The sequence below is a fragment of the Clostridium sp. LS3 genome, assembly GCF_055330225.1.
In genome coordinates this window covers 1,608,592-1,624,766 of record NZ_CM143921.1, presented here as the reverse complement: position 1 = coordinate 1,624,766, position 16,175 = coordinate 1,608,592, and the positions used below count along the sequence as shown (strand labels likewise).

Genomic DNA, 16,175 nt, shown 5'->3' with positions numbered 1-16,175 from the left:
AAAAGCAATTAATTAAGTGTGGTATTATGAACTACTTATTAGAAATTCAAGATTTTAAGCTATTAGGTTCTGGAGCTGAAGGTTCTGTTTATTTAACACCAGAAGGTTATGCACTTAAAACCTTTAAGAATATAAAAGCTGCTAAAAGTGAAGAAGAAATATTTAAAAAAACTTTAGACAGTCCCTTTTTCCCAAATCCAATTTTAAGGATAAGTAATATTTTAATAAGAGAATATGTAGGTGGAGAAAATCTTTTTGAATACATTACTAAACATGGATTGCCTTATAATTTATCAAAGGAAATTATAGATTTAATTGAAGATTTAAAAAGGCTTAAGTTTAAGAGAATTAATATTAGAAATGCACATATATTTGTAGACTCTAAGGGTAAAATAATGGTTATTGATCCAAGAAAACCTTTTACTAAAATTACTCCTTATCCTAAAGATATAATAAAAACACTAGTTAAACTTCACTTATTTGATAAGTTTTTAAAAGATGTTTTACAATACAAGCCAGATTTACTTTCTTATTGGACTGACGCTTATAATTATCTCGCTTGTCCTAGAAGAAAAAGAATTTATAGATATGGCTAATTAAGTGAGAACTAGAGATAAATCTTAGTGGATTTATCTCTAGTTCTCACTTATAAAAGACATTACTTTATATATTCTGATTTTAATATTGAATATAACTCTAAATTAACTATTCCTTTTCCTGTCCATATATTCCCTTCTCTTATAGTACCATCTTTTATAAAATTATTTCTTTTTAATACATTTTGAGATTTAATATTTTCAACCATTACATATGCTTGTATTCTGTTTAATTCTACTTCATTAAATAAATATTTTATTAAGGTCTTAACAATATTACTAGCTATCCCCTTACCAAAGTAATCTTCATTTAAAGTATATCCTATAGTAACTACACTCACTTTTTCATCTATATCAAAAATTTCCGCTACACCTACAAGCTTTTTAGGATTAGATTTAAGAAAAACACCTAAAAAAACTATCTTTTTCTTTTGAAAATCTCTTTGAAAATGAGCAATCATATTTTTTACTGTATCAATAGATTTCTTTGCATTTCCAGGTTTATATTTATATAAATTTTCATTTGCACAAATTTCATATAAATCCTCTAAATTAACTTCTTCTATTTTACTTAATATAATTTCTTCACTTTCAATATAAGGAAATTGACTAAATAATAAATCTTTTTTCATAATATTACATCCCCTTTATAAGTGTTTATCAAATTATAGGTATATTAATTTTAAATTTTTTTTCCTTTTATTTATAAAGTTTAAATTTGTTCCATATTTTTCATATATCATAAAATAATTATAAATAATTTTTACTTAGCCTACAACTTATTAATAAAAAAAGCTATACACTAATAAATTTATTAATGTATAACTTTTCTTTTAAATAATATATTAATTATTTGTTAATAGCTATAAAGTTCACCATAACTTAAGGCAAGAGCTATTTTAGGGTTCGAACCTGGATTTATCCATTGTAAAATTTCTTTCATCTTGCTTTGTTCAACAGCTACACATCCCCAAGTTGGAACCCCAACATCTACATGTAAAAATATTGCAGAGCTTTTCCCTGGAACAACTGGCCATCTATTATAATCAATTACTAAAGAGTATTTATATGAATTGCTATGATCTATTAAATGCTCTGCTGAATTCCATCTACCATTTGGTGCTCCAAACTGCATTGTATTGTAATAAGGTGAATTAACATCATCTACCCAATATTCTGAACCATCTAATACTCTATATGGAACTCCACTTCCTGGATTTTGTGCTGCTCCAAAAGCTTCTGTTAAACTATATACACCTGTAGGAGTACATAAATCCATTTCATAAACTTCACTTGCATTTTTCATTCCATTTTCACCTAATCTTGCAAACATACTATCATATTCATACCATTTTCCATTGCTATCTTTTTGCCATAGAACTAACTCAGCTGTACTACCGCCTGTACTCACAACTGAAATTATTTGATTAGAATTCTTAGCAACTGATGTATTGGCAATCTTAGGCTCATTATTAGACGGAGCTATAGATTGAGTATTTGAATTCGAAGTATTATTCTCAACCTTTGAAGCCTCTTCTTTTTTCTTAGCTTCTTCAGGTAATGCTATTTCATTTTCTTTTTCCTGTTTTTCTTCTTCCTTCTTTTTCTCTTCTTCTATTTTTGCTTCATCTTGAATTCTCTTCTCAACCGAAGATTTTAAGTCCTTTAACTTATCTAAAACTTCATTTGCTTCATTTAGTTTTTTACTGCTTATAGCTTTGTTAAAGTCTTCTTTTAATTTACTATAAAGCTCTTCTTCATCATTATTCATATTTAAAATTTTAATATTATCTGCTTCTTCATATACTTCTTCTATTTTTGCATCTAATACTCTATCTTTTTTTACCTTGTTCACATAAAAAGCACTAAATCCTATAACAATAAAAATTAGTACTAACGATGCTATAATTAAATTTATCTTTTTGTTTTTTATCATTTTTCCCCCCCGTATATCAAAAAGTCTTTTGTAAATTAGTATTAAAATTATGTTCAGCATTGTAAATAAATTATTGGTAACTCTAATTATTATCATACATTTTTTTATAAACCAAATAAATAGTAAATTATTCCAATCAATTTCAAACTGATACCTTCTTATTTCTCTATATAAAATACTATATTAAAAATTATTGACTTTTATTTCATTCTTATGTAAACTTTACTTGTAAATTAAATAAAAGAAGTGCTAGGGGTGCCTTTAGGCTGAGAGATGATTTTTCATTAACCCTCTTTACCTGATCTGGATAATACCAGCGTAGGAAAGTCACAATGTATTTTTATGGAATTAAATTATTATAAAGCTATAAACGTACCTCCTAGCATATTTTTAGGAGGTATTTTAAATGGAAAATTTTATTAACACATTAAGAGAAAGCTTTAGTCAAATATTAAAAAGCCCGCTTTCTTTAGCTACTCTTTTAGGAGTTATTATTTTAATACTTACTTTTATTAGATTTAAAAAAATAAAGCTTGATTCAAAGATTATGGCTAGAATTGGCATTGCTTTAGCCTTAGCTACGATCCTTCACCTTGTAAAGATAGTAGATTTACCTAATGGTGCTGGTAGTATAAATTTAGGTAGTATGGTCCCAATACTACTTATTGCTTTTATTTACGGTCCTGAAATAGGTATGCTTACTGGATTTTTATTTGGGATAATATATTTAATTATCAGCCCTTATATACTTCATCCAATTCAAGTTTTATTTGACTATCCTCTTCCTTTTATGGCAGTTGGACTAGCTGGGTATTTTAAAGATAAAAAACTTTTAGGAACATTTCTCGGTATGTTTATTAAATTTATATTTCACTTTATATCAGGGTTTATATTCTTTGGACAATTTGCACCTGAAGGATGGTCTCCAGCTTTATATTCTCTTGTAGTTAATGGTGCTGTTGTTGGAGGAAATCTTATTGTAGTTTTAGTTATTATAGGATTATTACCTATAAATAGAATTATAGAAGGAAGTAAAAGCTTATCTCATTAATTTTGCAAATTTACATTTTTTTACTTAAAGTTATTATTTCTTAAATTTTATAGTATAATATTTAAGAAATAATAACTTTAAGTTTTAGGGGAGTGAAAATAATGGATAATAATTTAACTAACAACACAAATAATGATATTAACTACGACAAGTATTCTCAACCAATGACATTGAAAGATTGGATAATAACATTTCTTTTAATGTTAATTCCTATTGCAAACATAGTTTTAATGTTTGTTTGGGCTTTTGGATCAAATGTGAATAAAAGTAAGAAAACTTACTTCCAAGCAACTCTTATTATGATTGCTATTGGAATAGTTCTTTGGCTTATATTTGGATCAATAATTATTGCAGCTATTTTAAGCTCTGGATATTAAAAGTTTTATTATATATATGATTCTAATTTACTATTAAACTTGCTTTTTGAATTTTAACTATTGATTTCAATTTAAATATAGATAATGTAGAATATTAATTAGAACATATATACTACAAAAATTAAGAGGCTATGTTAAAGTTAAAATGTCCTTCATATAGGATTCATTTTAGGTTTAACTAGCCTCTTATTTTAATAATTCTTATGAATATATAATCATAATTGAATAAGACTTTAACTTAGGAATAAAATAAGATTTAACAATTTTTATAGTTTCTATCCCTGCATAACTATGGTCTGCTATAATATTCCACTCACCAGATTTTGATTCAGGAATATGTTGATTTATATCATAATCATCTATAGATGTTCCATTATAAATTACAATTAAATCATTTAAGTTTTTTTCAATATTGTATAGGTTTCTAAAATGACACTTTATTACTCCAGCCTTTTCATCTCCATTTAAAAAACTAATCTCAATGTTGTTATTTATGTCATCTCTACTATCTAGTCTAAATTCCCTATAGTTTTTTCTGATATTTATTAATCCCTTTACATAATTAAATACATCTATATATTTTGCTTTATCCCTCCAAAAAATTGCATTTATATTATCTGGACTTTTATAACTATTGTGGTCTCCATTTTTTGTTCTTAATATTTCTGCTCCACCTTGAATAAATGGTATTCCTTGTGATGTTAATATTATTGAAAGGGATAAAATATTTCTTCTTACTAAATGATTATCTAAAACATTATTTTCTAATATTTTTCTATATTCATCTTCTTTAATATTAGGTTTTAAGCTTTTCTCTATTTGATCCCAGAGAGTGTAGTTATCATGAGCATCTACATAATTTATAGTTTCCTTAGGATTAAATGTTAATGTATTTATAGATCCTTTTAAACCCTCTATTATATTCCATGCAGTAGGTCCATTATGTTGATTTCCATTTGAAAATCCATTTGATGGACTATTATTTCCCCTTATAAAATCTCTAAAAGTGTCATTAAATACGGAAAAATCTTCACCTTTTTGCCTTCCTCTGTAGGTTCCATTTAGTAGTGATGATTCTCCTCCTTTCCAAGGCTCTCCATAAATTAATATATTGTCATCAATTTTCTTTATTAAGCTAGTTATTTCTCTCATAGTATCTATGTCTATTAATTCCATAAGGTCAAATCTTAAACCATCAATATTATAATCCTTTATCCAATGAGTTATAGAACCTATAATAAACTTTCTAACCATAGGCCTTTCTGTTGCTATTTCATTACCACAGCCTGAACCATTAGTAAATCTTCCTCTATAATCTGTTCTAAAGTAATATGATGGAACAAGACTATCTAAATTTCTAGTTTCTTGCATATGATTATAAACTACATCCATAACTACTCTTATTCCATTTTTATGAAGAATCTTTATCATTTCTCTTAGTTCTATTATTCTAGCTATTGGATTATATGGATCACTTGAATAACTGCCTTCAGGAGCATTATAGTTTTTAGGATCATATCCCCAGTTTCTATTTCCTTTTTTGTTTGATTTTCTTTCATCAACTGAACCAAAGTCAAATATAGGTAATAAATGCACATGTGTTATTCCAAGTTCTTTTAGATGATCAATACCTGTTTTAACTTCAATTTTTCTTTTTGTATCTTTATATCTAGCTCCTTCTTTTGCTAGTCCTAAATATTTTCCTCTAATATTTTTATCTATTCCACTATCATCGCTTATAGTAAAATCTCTTACATGAATTTCATAAATTATAGAATCCTCTTTTCTTAAAAGCTCTGGTTTTTTATCAAATAACCATCCTAGTGGCATGGTTTTTATATTATTTATATCTATTAAAAAGCCTTTTTCACCATTTATACCTACAGATACTGTATAAGGGTCTACTGCATAGTTTATTTTTATATATTCTAATCCATTCCTATCTATATCTTTAAAGTAAAGCTTATATAGATAAAATTTTCCTTCATTTTCTTTTCTATTTATTTTGTTATAATAAGTTCCACTTATATTATTTCTTTTCATTTGATGTAAGCTTTTTTCATTTTCGTTTATATCATACCAATTATCATATAAACATAACTCTACCTTAAAAGAAGTTGGAGCCCAAACTCTTAAATATATATATTCTTTATCATAGACAATGCCCATATCATTTTCTTTATAATAATAACTGTCTAAAAACCTTCTCATCGTAACTTTACAAGGAAGAAATGTCTTACTTGATCTTACTTCAACTAGATCCATTGGTGATATATTTAAATTTAAATTTATAAACTCTACTTTTTTTAAATCCTTATAAATCACATATTCACAGTTTTCTTCTTTTACTTCATTTATATAAATATAAAACTCAGTTACATCTAATGGTTTTTTAGATAAAAAGGCTGTTATTTTATCCTTATCATCCATTATTGCCGTCTCTATTCTTGGTCCTATATATTCTATAACCTCTTTTAAATCTAGTATAAGCTTATCTTCACCATAAATTATATAACAATTTTTCACTCCCTTTGGTATTTCAAAGGTAGCTGTTTGTTCTGACCAATCATTACCCCAATTATCTCCCCAAGCTTTTCTTCTTGCAATTATATTTTCTTCCTTTACAAAAGCACATCTTCCAAAGTCACTTTCTTGTAATAATTCTATGGGGTAAGAATCTCCCTCATTAGAAAAACCCCATAAACCCCATTTATATCCATCACCAAAATAATCACCATCATTTTTTATAAAATGTATTAATGTATCTTCTACTTCTTCTAACACAATAGGAAATTCCCTAGAAGCTTTTTCTCCAGTTTCTTTATCAATACAACTTATTTGAATCGAGCTTTTATCTTTTAGTGATTTACTTATTTTAATGATGTCTTTTTCTATGTTTATATCTGTTCCTTTATAATCAATTGTCCAATAAACCTCTCTTAGTTCTTTTATTCCAAATATAGATTCTCTTAATGCTACAAGCTGAATTTCTTCACCTAAGTGAAATTCATTACAGGAAGTCTTAATTTCTAGTAAATTACCATCAAAGCTTTCACTATTCTTTAATAATTTATTACTTATTTTAAAAGAGTTGTTATTACTTATGTCATTATACTTTATATCATCGCTGTATCTTACCATTATTTCAACTCCTAAAATTTTAATATTATATTTTATGTCTATCCTTAATTATTGCCTCTATCTATTTTTCTTTAATCATTTAAAAATTCAACTTCTTCTATAATATAAGGTATTCTTTATATAACTATATATTTCACCATAAATATTCCATCATCATATAATTTTCTAGAATTATGTCTTCAATTTTATTTTAAATTTTCATTGATTTCTTAATTTTTATATGGTAATATTTATAATGATTTAAGGGAATGAAGTTCTCCCTTGACTTATGTCAAAACCGCTTACTAAGCTAATGACTTCTGCAATGTTTTTTTTGCAGAAATCATTAGCTTTTTTTAATTATTAAACAAAGGAGGATTTTTATATGTTAACTAGTTTAGCTCTTATTATTTTATCTGGTATATTTATGGGTTCTATTTTTTCTAAATTAAAATTGCCAAGTCTTGTAGGTATGATATTGACAGGAATTATATTAGGACCTCATATGCTTAATTTAATAGATGGAAGTATTTTAGGAATTTCATCTGAACTTCGACAGATAGCTCTTGTAATAATTTTAACTCGTGCAGGTCTAGCATTAGATATTAAAGATTTAAAAAAGGTTGGTAGACCTGCTATTTTAATGTGCTTCGTTCCTGCTACCTTTGAAATACTGGGATTTATATTGCTTGGACCTAAACTTTTAGGATTATCTTCACTTGACTCTGCAATAATGGGCACTGTTATTGCTGCTGTTTCTCCAGCTGTTATAGTTCCTAGGATGCTAAAACTTATGAATGAAGGTTATGGAGTTAAAAAAAGTATTCCTCAATTGATTTTAGCTGGAGCCTCTGTAGATGATATATTTGTAATAGTGTTATTCACTTCATTTACAGGCATTGCTACAGGTAGTAGTAGCTTTTCTTATATGTCTTTATTAGAAATTCCAATTTCTATAGTACTTGGAATAATATTAGGCATTATGGGTGGCTTAGCTCTTGTCTACCTATTTAAAGAGATTCATATGCGCGACTCTATTAAAATTCTTATAATATTAAGTGTATCGTTTTTATTTATAACTATTGAAAACTTATTAAAGAACGTTATTCCTATTTCTGGATTACTTGCTATTATGAGCCTTGGCGCAACTATATTAAAAACTTACCCTAAATTAGCTACTAGGATATCTCTTAAATATTCAAAGCTTTGGGTTGCTGCCGAAATATTTTTGTTTGTTTTAGTTGGAGCAACTGTAAATATTAAGTATGCATTAAATTCCGGGATAGTAGCTATTCTGTTAATCTTAGGCTCATTATTATTTAGAATGATTGGGGTTTTAATTTGTTTAATTAATACTGAATTAACTTTTAAAGAAAGAATATTTTCCGTTATAGCATATATGCCAAAAGCTACAGTTCAAGCTGCTATTGGTGCCCTACCACTTTCAATGGGTCTGGCCTCTGGTGAGATTATACTAACAGTTGCAGTGCTTTCTATAATAATCACTGCTCCACTAGGTGCATTTTTAATTGATAGAAACTATAAAAAATTATTAATTACTTCAGAAAAATAAATTCTATAGATTCTAAAAAAACTATATAATAACCAAGTAATTTAAAAAGCTAAGTCTAAATTAAATTTTCAGGCTTAGCTTTTATTATGGAATTCTTTCTATATTGACTTTGGCAAACATATGCTATATTAAGTTATTTATTTTTAAAATTAAAGATGATTTTTTTATTTTCCTAAGTTATAAGAGCTTTTTTACTTCCCATTTTTGAAAATATATTTCAATTTTTAAAAAATATGTTGAAATATTAAATCTTATAGGTTACAATAGGAATAACATGTAAACATTTCCATGTTATATATTTACATTTTATTTATTAGGAGGGGTATTGATGAATAAGAAAAAGACTTTAGCTTTGCTTTTACTTGCTAGCATAACTAGTCAAACACTAATTTCAACTAAGGCATTCGCTTTAGAAAATGAATCACCACTATTTAACTTTAAGGAGTACAATTTCCAAACTGGAGAAATTACTTATGATGAGACTAAACCTGTTTCTCTTTATAAGGATGGACCTCAAGTCACTATTCCAAATGAATTTGTAAATCCAAAAGAGCAATTTAGAACAGCTTGGCTTTCAACTGTAGTTAATATTGATGTTAATCCAATTAATCTTGATGCAAACCTTTCTGCTGAAGAAGAGTTTAAAAATCAATTTACATCTTATTTAGATAAGTTTGAAGAGTTAAACTTTAATGCAGTTACATTCCAAGTAAGTCCAATGCTTGATGCTTGGTATCCATCAGATATTGCACCTTGGTCTCAATATCTTCATAAAGGTGGAAGTAGCTACACATATCAGGGTAAAGATCCTGGATTTAATGGATTTGATCCTTTAGAATGGATGGTTTCAGAAACTCATAAAAGAGGTATGGAATTCCATGCTTGGTTTAACCCATATAGAGTTACTAATAATACTCTTGATACAAGACCTGCTACTGAAAAGTTAAATGAGCTTGCAGAAAACAACTTTGCAAGATTGCATTCAGATTTAGTTTATGAATTCCAAAATAAACTATTTTTAGATCCTGGTAAACCTGAAGTTATTGATTATGTTGTTGCTAGAGTTAATGAAGTTGCAACTAAGTATGACGTAGATGCTATTCACTTTGATGATTACTTTTATCCATATAAGTACACTGAAAATAAAAAAGACATATATTTCTATGAACAAGACATCGATAAACAAACCTTTATAGATAATAATAGAGGCTTTGGAGAATATAATGTTGAAAATGCTGCTAAATGGAGAGAAGATAATATAAGTCTTCTTATAGAAGCTATTAAAAATGAAATAGATACAATAAATACAGCTAATGATAGGTCAATACAATTTGGCGTTTCTCCATTTGGTATTTGGGGACATGCTGAGGTTTATCCAGATGGATCTAATACTCCAACTGGTTCAACTTCAAGTCTTAGAGACCAATTTGCTAATACTAGAAAATGGGTTCAAGATGGATTAGTAGATTATTTAACACCGCAAATATACTGGGCATTTAATACTCCTGCTGCTCCATATGGTGAACTATTAAAGTGGTGGGATGCTCAATTTGAAGGAGTTAACAATTCTCATCTTTATATTGGACATCCAAACTATAAATATATAGATGCTTCTTGGGATGCTAACTTTAAAAATCCATATGAAATAGCTAATCAATTAAGATTTAATCAAAAATTTAAAAATGTTAAAGGTAGTGGTTTCTTCTCTTATAATAAGCTATTACCTCAAACTGTTAGTGGAGCTGGAGATAAATATGATGTATTAAATCATGCAAATGCTATTTTAAAGAAGGATTACTTTAATCTGCCATCTAATGTACCAGGTAAGCCTTGGTTAGATAAAGTAGCAACTGTACCTGTGTCAGCTGCTAAGTATGAAATAAATGAAAATCAAATTAAAATTAGTTGGAATGATACTAATACTGATAGCAAATTCTACTGCGTATATAGACAAGAAGGTAATTTAGATTCAGTTGATATAACTAATCCAGCTAATTTAATTAGCCGTTTTGGAGTTGAAGCCGGAAAAGAATTTGTTGATAAAAATATAGATGCTAACAAGACATATACTTATGCTGTTACTGTAATAGATAATGCTTCAGTAGAAAACGAATCTAAAGTATTTAATAAAGAAATTTTAGATAAAGAAGCTGCTGCACTTCCTGTTATTGAAGCAATTAATAAGATTCCTTCATTAGATAAATTGACATTAGAAGATGAAGCTATTGTTGTTTCAGCTAGGACTTTAGTTAAAGCTTTAAATAATGACTCTTATGTTACTAACCTAGATATTTTAGTTGCTGCTGAAAATAGAATAGCAGAGCTTAAAGCTGGGAAGGTTAAGGAAGATGAACAAAAAGCTAAAGAAAATACTGCTATTGATGCAATAGACAAGCTTCCTGCTTTAGAAAATATAACTTTAAAGAATGAAGAAGCTATAAAGGCTGCTAGAGAATTAGTTACTATTGCAAACAATGACTCAGCTATAACTAATTTAGACAAACTTGTAAAAGCTGAAGCAAAAATTAAAGAATTAAAAGAAAATAAAAATGAAAATAATGAAAATGAACAAGGTAAGAATGAACAAGGTAAACTTCCTACTACTGGTGGAAGAAATTCATCACTTTTATTGAGCTTTGCTTCAATTCTAACTATAGCTGGAGCTGCTTTATTTAAGAAAAAATAGCCTATAAATAAAATATTTAAAATAAAAAGCACCCTAGTAAGAATTAAGTAATATACTATTCTTACTAGGGTAACTTTATTTTAGTTTTATATTTAATGGTTACTCTATTCTATCTAAACATGGTGAATTTACCTAAAGGAAATACTATTTCTACTTTTGTTCCTTCATTTTTTTTAGAATCTAATTTAAGTCCCAATCCTAATTTATCACAAAGGCTTTTACATAAATATAATCCTATTCCTGTTGACTTACCAAAAAGCCTTCCATTTTCCCCTGTAAATCCCTTTTCAAATACTCTATCTACGTCTCTTTCATTAATTCCTACTCCATTATCTTCTATAATTAATGAATTGCTATTTTCATTTGATTTTGAATATACTTTTACTTTTCCATTTCCCTTTTCACTATACTTAATAGCATTTCCAATTAGTTGATTAATAATAAAGCTTACCCATTTTATATCACTAAATATCATTAAGTCTATTTCACTGAGCTCTAATTTTATTCTTTTATTTATAAAATCTCTAGAATTATTTCTTATTGAAATTTTAACTGCCTCTGATAAATTAAACTCTTTAATTATATAATCTTTACTAACATCTTCACTCTTAGAATAATATAATACTTGTTCTATAAAGCCTTCTATTTTCTTTATTTCATAAGATACTTTTGAAGCAATTTCGCTCTCATTATTTTCTAATATTAACTTTGTTGAAGCAATTGGGGTTTTAATTTCATGAACCCATGTTTCTATATATTCTCTATACTCTATTTGTTTATTTTTAAAGTATTTAACATTTTCATTCATATTTTTATTTGTTTCTTTTAATACATCATAAACTATTTTGCCTTCTAAAAAATTTGGCTCTTCAATCACTTCTGGTAAAAGATATTTTTTATCTAGCTTTTCTGATATAGAAATCATATCATTATAAAATTTATTCTGTTTAAAATATTCAACTAAAATATTAGCTATTAAGGGTAATATCCATGTTGAGAAAATCAATACAGTCAACCATATATTTCTATTTGCAACTATTAAAGTTATTGCTACAAGTATAAATAAAAAAATATTTATTATTATTATAGCTTTTCTTTCCTTTATATACTCTAATATACTCATGGCATTATGTACCCTAATCCTCTTCTTGTCTCTATAATATTATCTAGTCCTATTTCTTCTATCTTCTTTCTTAATCTAGTTACATTTACTGATAATGTATTATCATCTAAAAATAAATCAGATTGCCAAAGAGCATCCATTAAAGCATCTCTAGAAACTATTTTCCCCCTATTTTTTATTAGATGAGCTAAAATTTTAAGCTCATTTTTAGTAAGCTCTACGGTTTTAGTTTCATATGTAATGCTTCCATTTGCCAAATTTAACTTTAAATCTCCATAAGATATAACTTCTTCATTACTATTTTTTCCATAACTTCTTTTTAGTAAAGCAGAAACCCTAGCAACTAATATTTCTGTATTATATGGTTTTGTTATAAAGTCATCTGCTCCCAAATTCATACTCATAAGCTCATCAACTTGACTATCTCTACTTGTAACTATAATTATAGGCACATCTGACTTCTTTCTTACTTCTCTACAAATATAGTAACCATCATAAAGTGGAAGGTTTATATCTAATAATATTAAATTTGCATTACTATTATTTATATGCTCTATAATATTTTCAAAGGAATCGGGTGCTTCTACTTCATATCCATACCTTTCTAAATACGTCTTTAATTCTTCTCTTATAGATTCTGAATCTTCAACTATAACGATTTTATACATTTTTCACCTCTACATAAATCAAATTTATCATTAAAATATAATTTGCAATTATAAATTTTATATCAAAATTAATTATATTTATTATTATATACTAAAATTTATAATTTAGCATCTAAATAAAGTAGCAGCCCCATTAGACTGCTACTTTATTATTTAACTATATTTTTATATCCTGTATATGTTGCGTAGAAATATCCCGCATAAACTCCTACTAATGTAAATAATGTAATAAATGATGATGCACCTATACTTGGTTGATTAAATAGTTCAATAAAGTCATTTATAACACTAATTCCAACTATTGAATGAACTATTGCTAAAACTAATGGAACCATAAAGTATATAAGAGTTTGTTTAAATATAGTTTTATTTATCATCTTTTTAGAAGCACCTATTCTTTTTAATGATTTATATCTATCTTTGCTATCAGCTGCTTCTGATAATTGTTGTAATGATAACACTGCAGCACTAGAAATTAAGAATACTATTCCTAAATATATTGTAATAAATACTACTATAGTTGTCATTCCTTTACTTGAATCATATATTTGATCTCTTGTGTATCCTATAACAAAACCTGTCTCAGCATCTGAATATTCTCCATCCATAAAGTTTTTAAATATCTTTGCGTATTTTTCTTCATATTTTTCTGGATAATTAACATTAAATCTTGATGTTGAAAGTTTTAATTCTCCACTAAAGTTATCCGGTACTATAACTGTAAATATATTAGTAGAAATTTGATCTGTGTAAAGTGATTCTGTTATTATGTCAGGACTAGCTATTTTATACTCTTTACTACTTAGCTTAATTGTCTTATCACTTTTAACTAACTCATTTATTTCTTTAATTTTATTTGCAAATGATGAAGATATTAAAACTTCATCTTCCTTTAAACTTTTTTCTTCTTTTCCTTTTAAATTCATTACTTTATTATAATCTGATATTTTTATTGCATTAATATAATTGTCGCCAAATCCACTCATTGGTTTTGAACCTTTGCTATACTTTCCTAGAACATCTTCTAATTTATCATTTAAGTAGTATTCATTATATTCTACATATTTTTCTTCATCTGTAAATGTTATATTTAATTCATCAAAAACTTCTTTTATACTTTTCACTTTTGATTCTTCATCTACATACATTGCTCCTGATGCTGAGAATGGTGTTGAGTCTTCTAAACCACTTTCTAAAGCATTTTTAAAACTAAGCCCTGTTGAAAGAGTTGTTATTGTTAAAAATAGCATTAATGAAATTACTGTCATAGATACAAAGTTAGTATTTATTTTGCTGCTTATTTGTCTTAAAACAAATATATTAAGTTCTTTAAAGTAAGTTTTTTTGCTTCTTTGTACTAAAGATATACTAAATCCACCTAAGCTTATAAAAAATAATAAAGTTCCTACTATTCCTAATATTAAAGACATAACAAACTTAATATCCTCTGGTCTTAATCCTGCTTTTATTACTAAATAATATGCAGCTGATAATATTAAAATTGAAACTATAAAAATTATAATATTTACAATCGGATTTTTAAGTTTTACATTTTCACTTTTTCTTGAAGCTGTTAGCATATCAATTAATTTATATTTTGAAACTACAATAGTATTAAATATCATAACTAATAAAAATATTATTCCAAAGTAAATTGTACTTTTAATAATTGCTTCAAATGATATAACAAACTTATATTCTCCCATAGCTACCTCAAATAATTTAGCTGTAAACACTGATAGTCCTTGAGAAAATACAATACCTACTATTAGCCCTGCCACTAAAGATGCAGCACCTATTATTAAAGTTTCACCAAGTAATATCTTAGAAATTTTATTTTTTCCCATTCCTAATGTCATATAAATTCCCAGCTCTTTTTTACGCTTTTTAATTAAAAAGTTATTTGCGTATATTATTAAGCTTCCAAGAATAAATGATACAAATATTGATACCACTCCTAAGGCTTTACTCAACCCTGCTATTGTTTCTGATTGACTGCTATTCATTTCAAATAATACTTTTTGAGATTCTATAGAATTAAAACTATAAAATATACAAACTGCAAATGTTAATGTTAAGAAATATATTGCGTAATCTTTTAAACTCTTTTTTACGTTGTTAAATGCTATCTTAGAATACATCGCCTGCATCACCTCCTAAAAGAGTAACTACTTCTATAATTCTATTGAAGAATTCTTTTCTAGAATTCCCTCCCCTTACAAGTTCGTTAAATATCTTTCCATCTTTGATAAATAAGATTCTATGTGCATAACTTGCTGTAAAGGCATCATGAGTAACCATTAATATTGTCGCTTCTAATTCTTTATTAAGAGTTTCAAAAGAATCTAAAAGTAATCTTGATGATTTAGAATCTAAAGCTCCTGTAGGTTCATCTGCTAATATTAATGATGGGTTAGTAACAATTGCTCTTGCCGACGCTACTCTCTGCTTTTGTCCTCCTGATATTTGGTAAGGATATTTACTTAATACTTGTGTAATACCAAGGTTATCTGCAACACCCTTAATAAGTCCATCAATTTTATTGTGACTTCTACCTTGAATAGTCAATGCTAATGCTATATTTTCATAAGCAGTTAGCGTATCTAAAAGATTAAAATCTTGGAATATAAAGCCTAATTCATCTCTTCTAAATTTTTCAAGTTCTTTTGATTTTAATTTTGTAATATCTTTATCATTTATTATTATATTTCCTGTTGTTACAGTATCTATTGTTGAAATACAATTAAGTAACGTTGTTTTCCCACTACCTGATGGTCCCATTATTCCAACGAACTCACCTTTTTCAACTTTAAAGCTAATATTGTCTATAGCCTTAGTTACATTTTCTTTATTACCATAATATTTTTCGATTTTTTCTACACTTAAAATGTTTTTCATATTTCTCCTCCAATAATGTACTATATGTTTTATTTAATATTTATTATTTCTGTTTACAAATATAGTTTAACCTACGATTAAGTAATTACATATTTATCTAACTTTCATTAACCTTTCATTTTTGTAAGATAAGTATAATTAAGTAAA

12 protein-coding genes and 2 riboswitches are annotated in these 16,175 nt (G+C 26.9%); of the genes, 5 read left to right on the top strand and 7 right to left on the bottom strand.

Features of this window, described 5'->3' with window-relative positions; translation table 11 throughout:
- Nucleotides 1–26 precede the first annotated feature (26 nt).
- Nucleotides 27–596, top strand: a complete 570-nt coding sequence (locus tag ACZJV1_RS07480; protein ID WP_463651893.1) for a protein kinase family protein — start codon at nucleotides 27–29, stop codon at nucleotides 594–596.
- A gap of 62 nt (nucleotides 597–658) precedes the next feature.
- Here ACZJV1_RS07480 and ACZJV1_RS07475 read toward each other — a convergent pair whose 3' ends face one another.
- Both ACZJV1_RS07475 and ACZJV1_RS07470 read right to left on the bottom strand, forming a co-directional pair.
- Entirely contained in the window at nucleotides 659–1,228 is a 570-nt protein-coding gene (locus tag ACZJV1_RS07475) for a GNAT family N-acetyltransferase (protein WP_460287721.1), read from the bottom strand.
- Between the two features lie 224 nt (nucleotides 1,229–1,452).
- On the bottom strand, nucleotides 1,453–2,532 hold the full coding sequence (locus ACZJV1_RS07470; protein WP_463651892.1) for a L,D-transpeptidase family protein: 1,080 nt from the start codon (nucleotides 2,530–2,532) through the stop codon (nucleotides 1,453–1,455).
- 241 nt (nucleotides 2,533–2,773) lie between these two features.
- Nucleotides 2,774–2,874: riboswitch (TPP riboswitch) on the top strand.
- A gap of 64 nt (nucleotides 2,875–2,938) precedes the next feature.
- Here ACZJV1_RS07470 and thiT point away from each other — a divergent pair.
- Nucleotides 2,939–3,583, top strand: coding sequence for an energy-coupled thiamine transporter ThiT (gene thiT / locus ACZJV1_RS07465; RefSeq protein ID WP_463651891.1), 645 nt, complete (start codon nucleotides 2,939–2,941; stop codon nucleotides 3,581–3,583).
- 101 nt (nucleotides 3,584–3,684) lie between these two features.
- Nucleotides 3,685–3,960: a hypothetical protein gene (locus ACZJV1_RS07460; RefSeq protein WP_463651890.1), complete on the top strand. Its 276-nt coding sequence runs from the start codon at nucleotides 3,685–3,687 to the stop codon at nucleotides 3,958–3,960.
- A 201-nt stretch (nucleotides 3,961–4,161) separates the two neighbouring features.
- On the opposite strand, the gene pulA is transcribed toward ACZJV1_RS07460, so the two are convergent.
- Nucleotides 4,162–7,101, bottom strand: coding sequence for a type I pullulanase (pulA, locus tag ACZJV1_RS07455; RefSeq protein ID WP_463651889.1), 2,940 nt, complete (start codon nucleotides 7,099–7,101; stop codon nucleotides 4,162–4,164).
- A 235-nt stretch (nucleotides 7,102–7,336) separates the two neighbouring features.
- Nucleotides 7,337–7,410, top strand: a riboswitch (Fluoride riboswitch).
- A gap of 55 nt (nucleotides 7,411–7,465) precedes the next feature.
- Between pulA and ACZJV1_RS07450 the strand changes: the two genes are divergently transcribed.
- Nucleotides 7,466–8,653 carry a cation:proton antiporter gene (locus ACZJV1_RS07450; RefSeq protein ID WP_463651888.1) on the top strand — a complete coding sequence of 396 codons (1,188 nt, stop codon included), beginning with the start codon at nucleotides 7,466–7,468 and terminating at the stop codon, nucleotides 8,651–8,653.
- A 328-nt stretch (nucleotides 8,654–8,981) separates the two neighbouring features.
- Complete coding sequence (locus ACZJV1_RS07445) at nucleotides 8,982–11,339, top strand: family 10 glycosylhydrolase (protein WP_463651887.1); 2,358 nt, start codon at nucleotides 8,982–8,984, stop codon at nucleotides 11,337–11,339.
- Between the two features lie 109 nt (nucleotides 11,340–11,448).
- On the opposite strand, the gene ACZJV1_RS07440 is transcribed toward ACZJV1_RS07445, so the two are convergent.
- The 4 genes from ACZJV1_RS07440 to ACZJV1_RS07425 all read right to left on the bottom strand — a co-directional run bounded on the left by ACZJV1_RS07440 (nucleotide 11,449) and on the right by ACZJV1_RS07425 (nucleotide 16,028).
- Entirely contained in the window at nucleotides 11,449–12,462 is a 1,014-nt protein-coding gene (locus tag ACZJV1_RS07440; protein WP_460287727.1) for a sensor histidine kinase, read from the bottom strand.
- Entirely contained in the window at nucleotides 12,459–13,130 is a 672-nt protein-coding gene (locus tag ACZJV1_RS07435) for a response regulator transcription factor (protein WP_460287728.1), read from the bottom strand. The genes ACZJV1_RS07440 and ACZJV1_RS07435 overlap by 4 nt, the downstream gene beginning before the upstream one ends.
- A 149-nt stretch (nucleotides 13,131–13,279) precedes the next feature.
- Nucleotides 13,280–15,271: an ABC transporter permease gene (locus ACZJV1_RS07430; RefSeq protein WP_460287730.1), complete on the bottom strand. Its 1,992-nt coding sequence runs from the start codon at nucleotides 15,269–15,271 to the stop codon at nucleotides 13,280–13,282.
- Complete coding sequence (locus tag ACZJV1_RS07425; protein ID WP_463651886.1) at nucleotides 15,261–16,028, bottom strand: ABC transporter ATP-binding protein; 768 nt, start codon at nucleotides 16,026–16,028, stop codon at nucleotides 15,261–15,263. Before ACZJV1_RS07425 ends, ACZJV1_RS07430 begins: the two co-directional genes overlap by 11 nt.
- Between the last annotated feature and the right edge of the window lie 147 nt (nucleotides 16,029–16,175).

What these genes read in the sequence shown, in the direction of transcription:
- pulA (WP_463651889.1), bottom strand. Translation starts at nt 7,101, where the DNA reads ATGGTAAGATACAGCGATGATATAAAGTATAATGACATAAGTAATAAC.
- ACZJV1_RS07450 (WP_463651888.1), top strand. Translation starts at nt 7,466, where the DNA reads ATGTTAACTAGTTTAGCTCTTATTATTTTATCTGGTATATTTATGGGT.
- thiT (WP_463651891.1), top strand. Translation starts at nt 2,939, where the DNA reads ATGGAAAATTTTATTAACACATTAAGAGAAAGCTTTAGTCAAATATTA.
- ACZJV1_RS07440 (WP_460287727.1), bottom strand. Translation starts at nt 12,462, where the DNA reads ATGAGTATATTAGAGTATATAAAGGAAAGAAAAGCTATAATAATAATA.
- ACZJV1_RS07435 (WP_460287728.1), bottom strand. Translation starts at nt 13,130, where the DNA reads ATGTATAAAATCGTTATAGTTGAAGATTCAGAATCTATAAGAGAAGAA.
- ACZJV1_RS07475 (WP_460287721.1), bottom strand. Translation starts at nt 1,228, where the DNA reads ATGAAAAAAGATTTATTATTTAGTCAATTTCCTTATATTGAAAGTGAA.
- ACZJV1_RS07470 (WP_463651892.1), bottom strand. Translation starts at nt 2,532, where the DNA reads ATGATAAAAAACAAAAAGATAAATTTAATTATAGCATCGTTAGTACTA.
- ACZJV1_RS07425 (WP_463651886.1), bottom strand. Translation starts at nt 16,028, where the DNA reads ATGAAAAACATTTTAAGTGTAGAAAAAATCGAAAAATATTATGGTAAT.
- ACZJV1_RS07480 (WP_463651893.1), top strand. Translation starts at nt 27, where the DNA reads ATGAACTACTTATTAGAAATTCAAGATTTTAAGCTATTAGGTTCTGGA.
- ACZJV1_RS07460 (WP_463651890.1), top strand. Translation starts at nt 3,685, where the DNA reads ATGGATAATAATTTAACTAACAACACAAATAATGATATTAACTACGAC.
- ACZJV1_RS07430 (WP_460287730.1), bottom strand. Translation starts at nt 15,271, where the DNA reads ATGTATTCTAAGATAGCATTTAACAACGTAAAAAAGAGTTTAAAAGAT.
- ACZJV1_RS07445 (WP_463651887.1), top strand. Translation starts at nt 8,982, where the DNA reads ATGAATAAGAAAAAGACTTTAGCTTTGCTTTTACTTGCTAGCATAACT.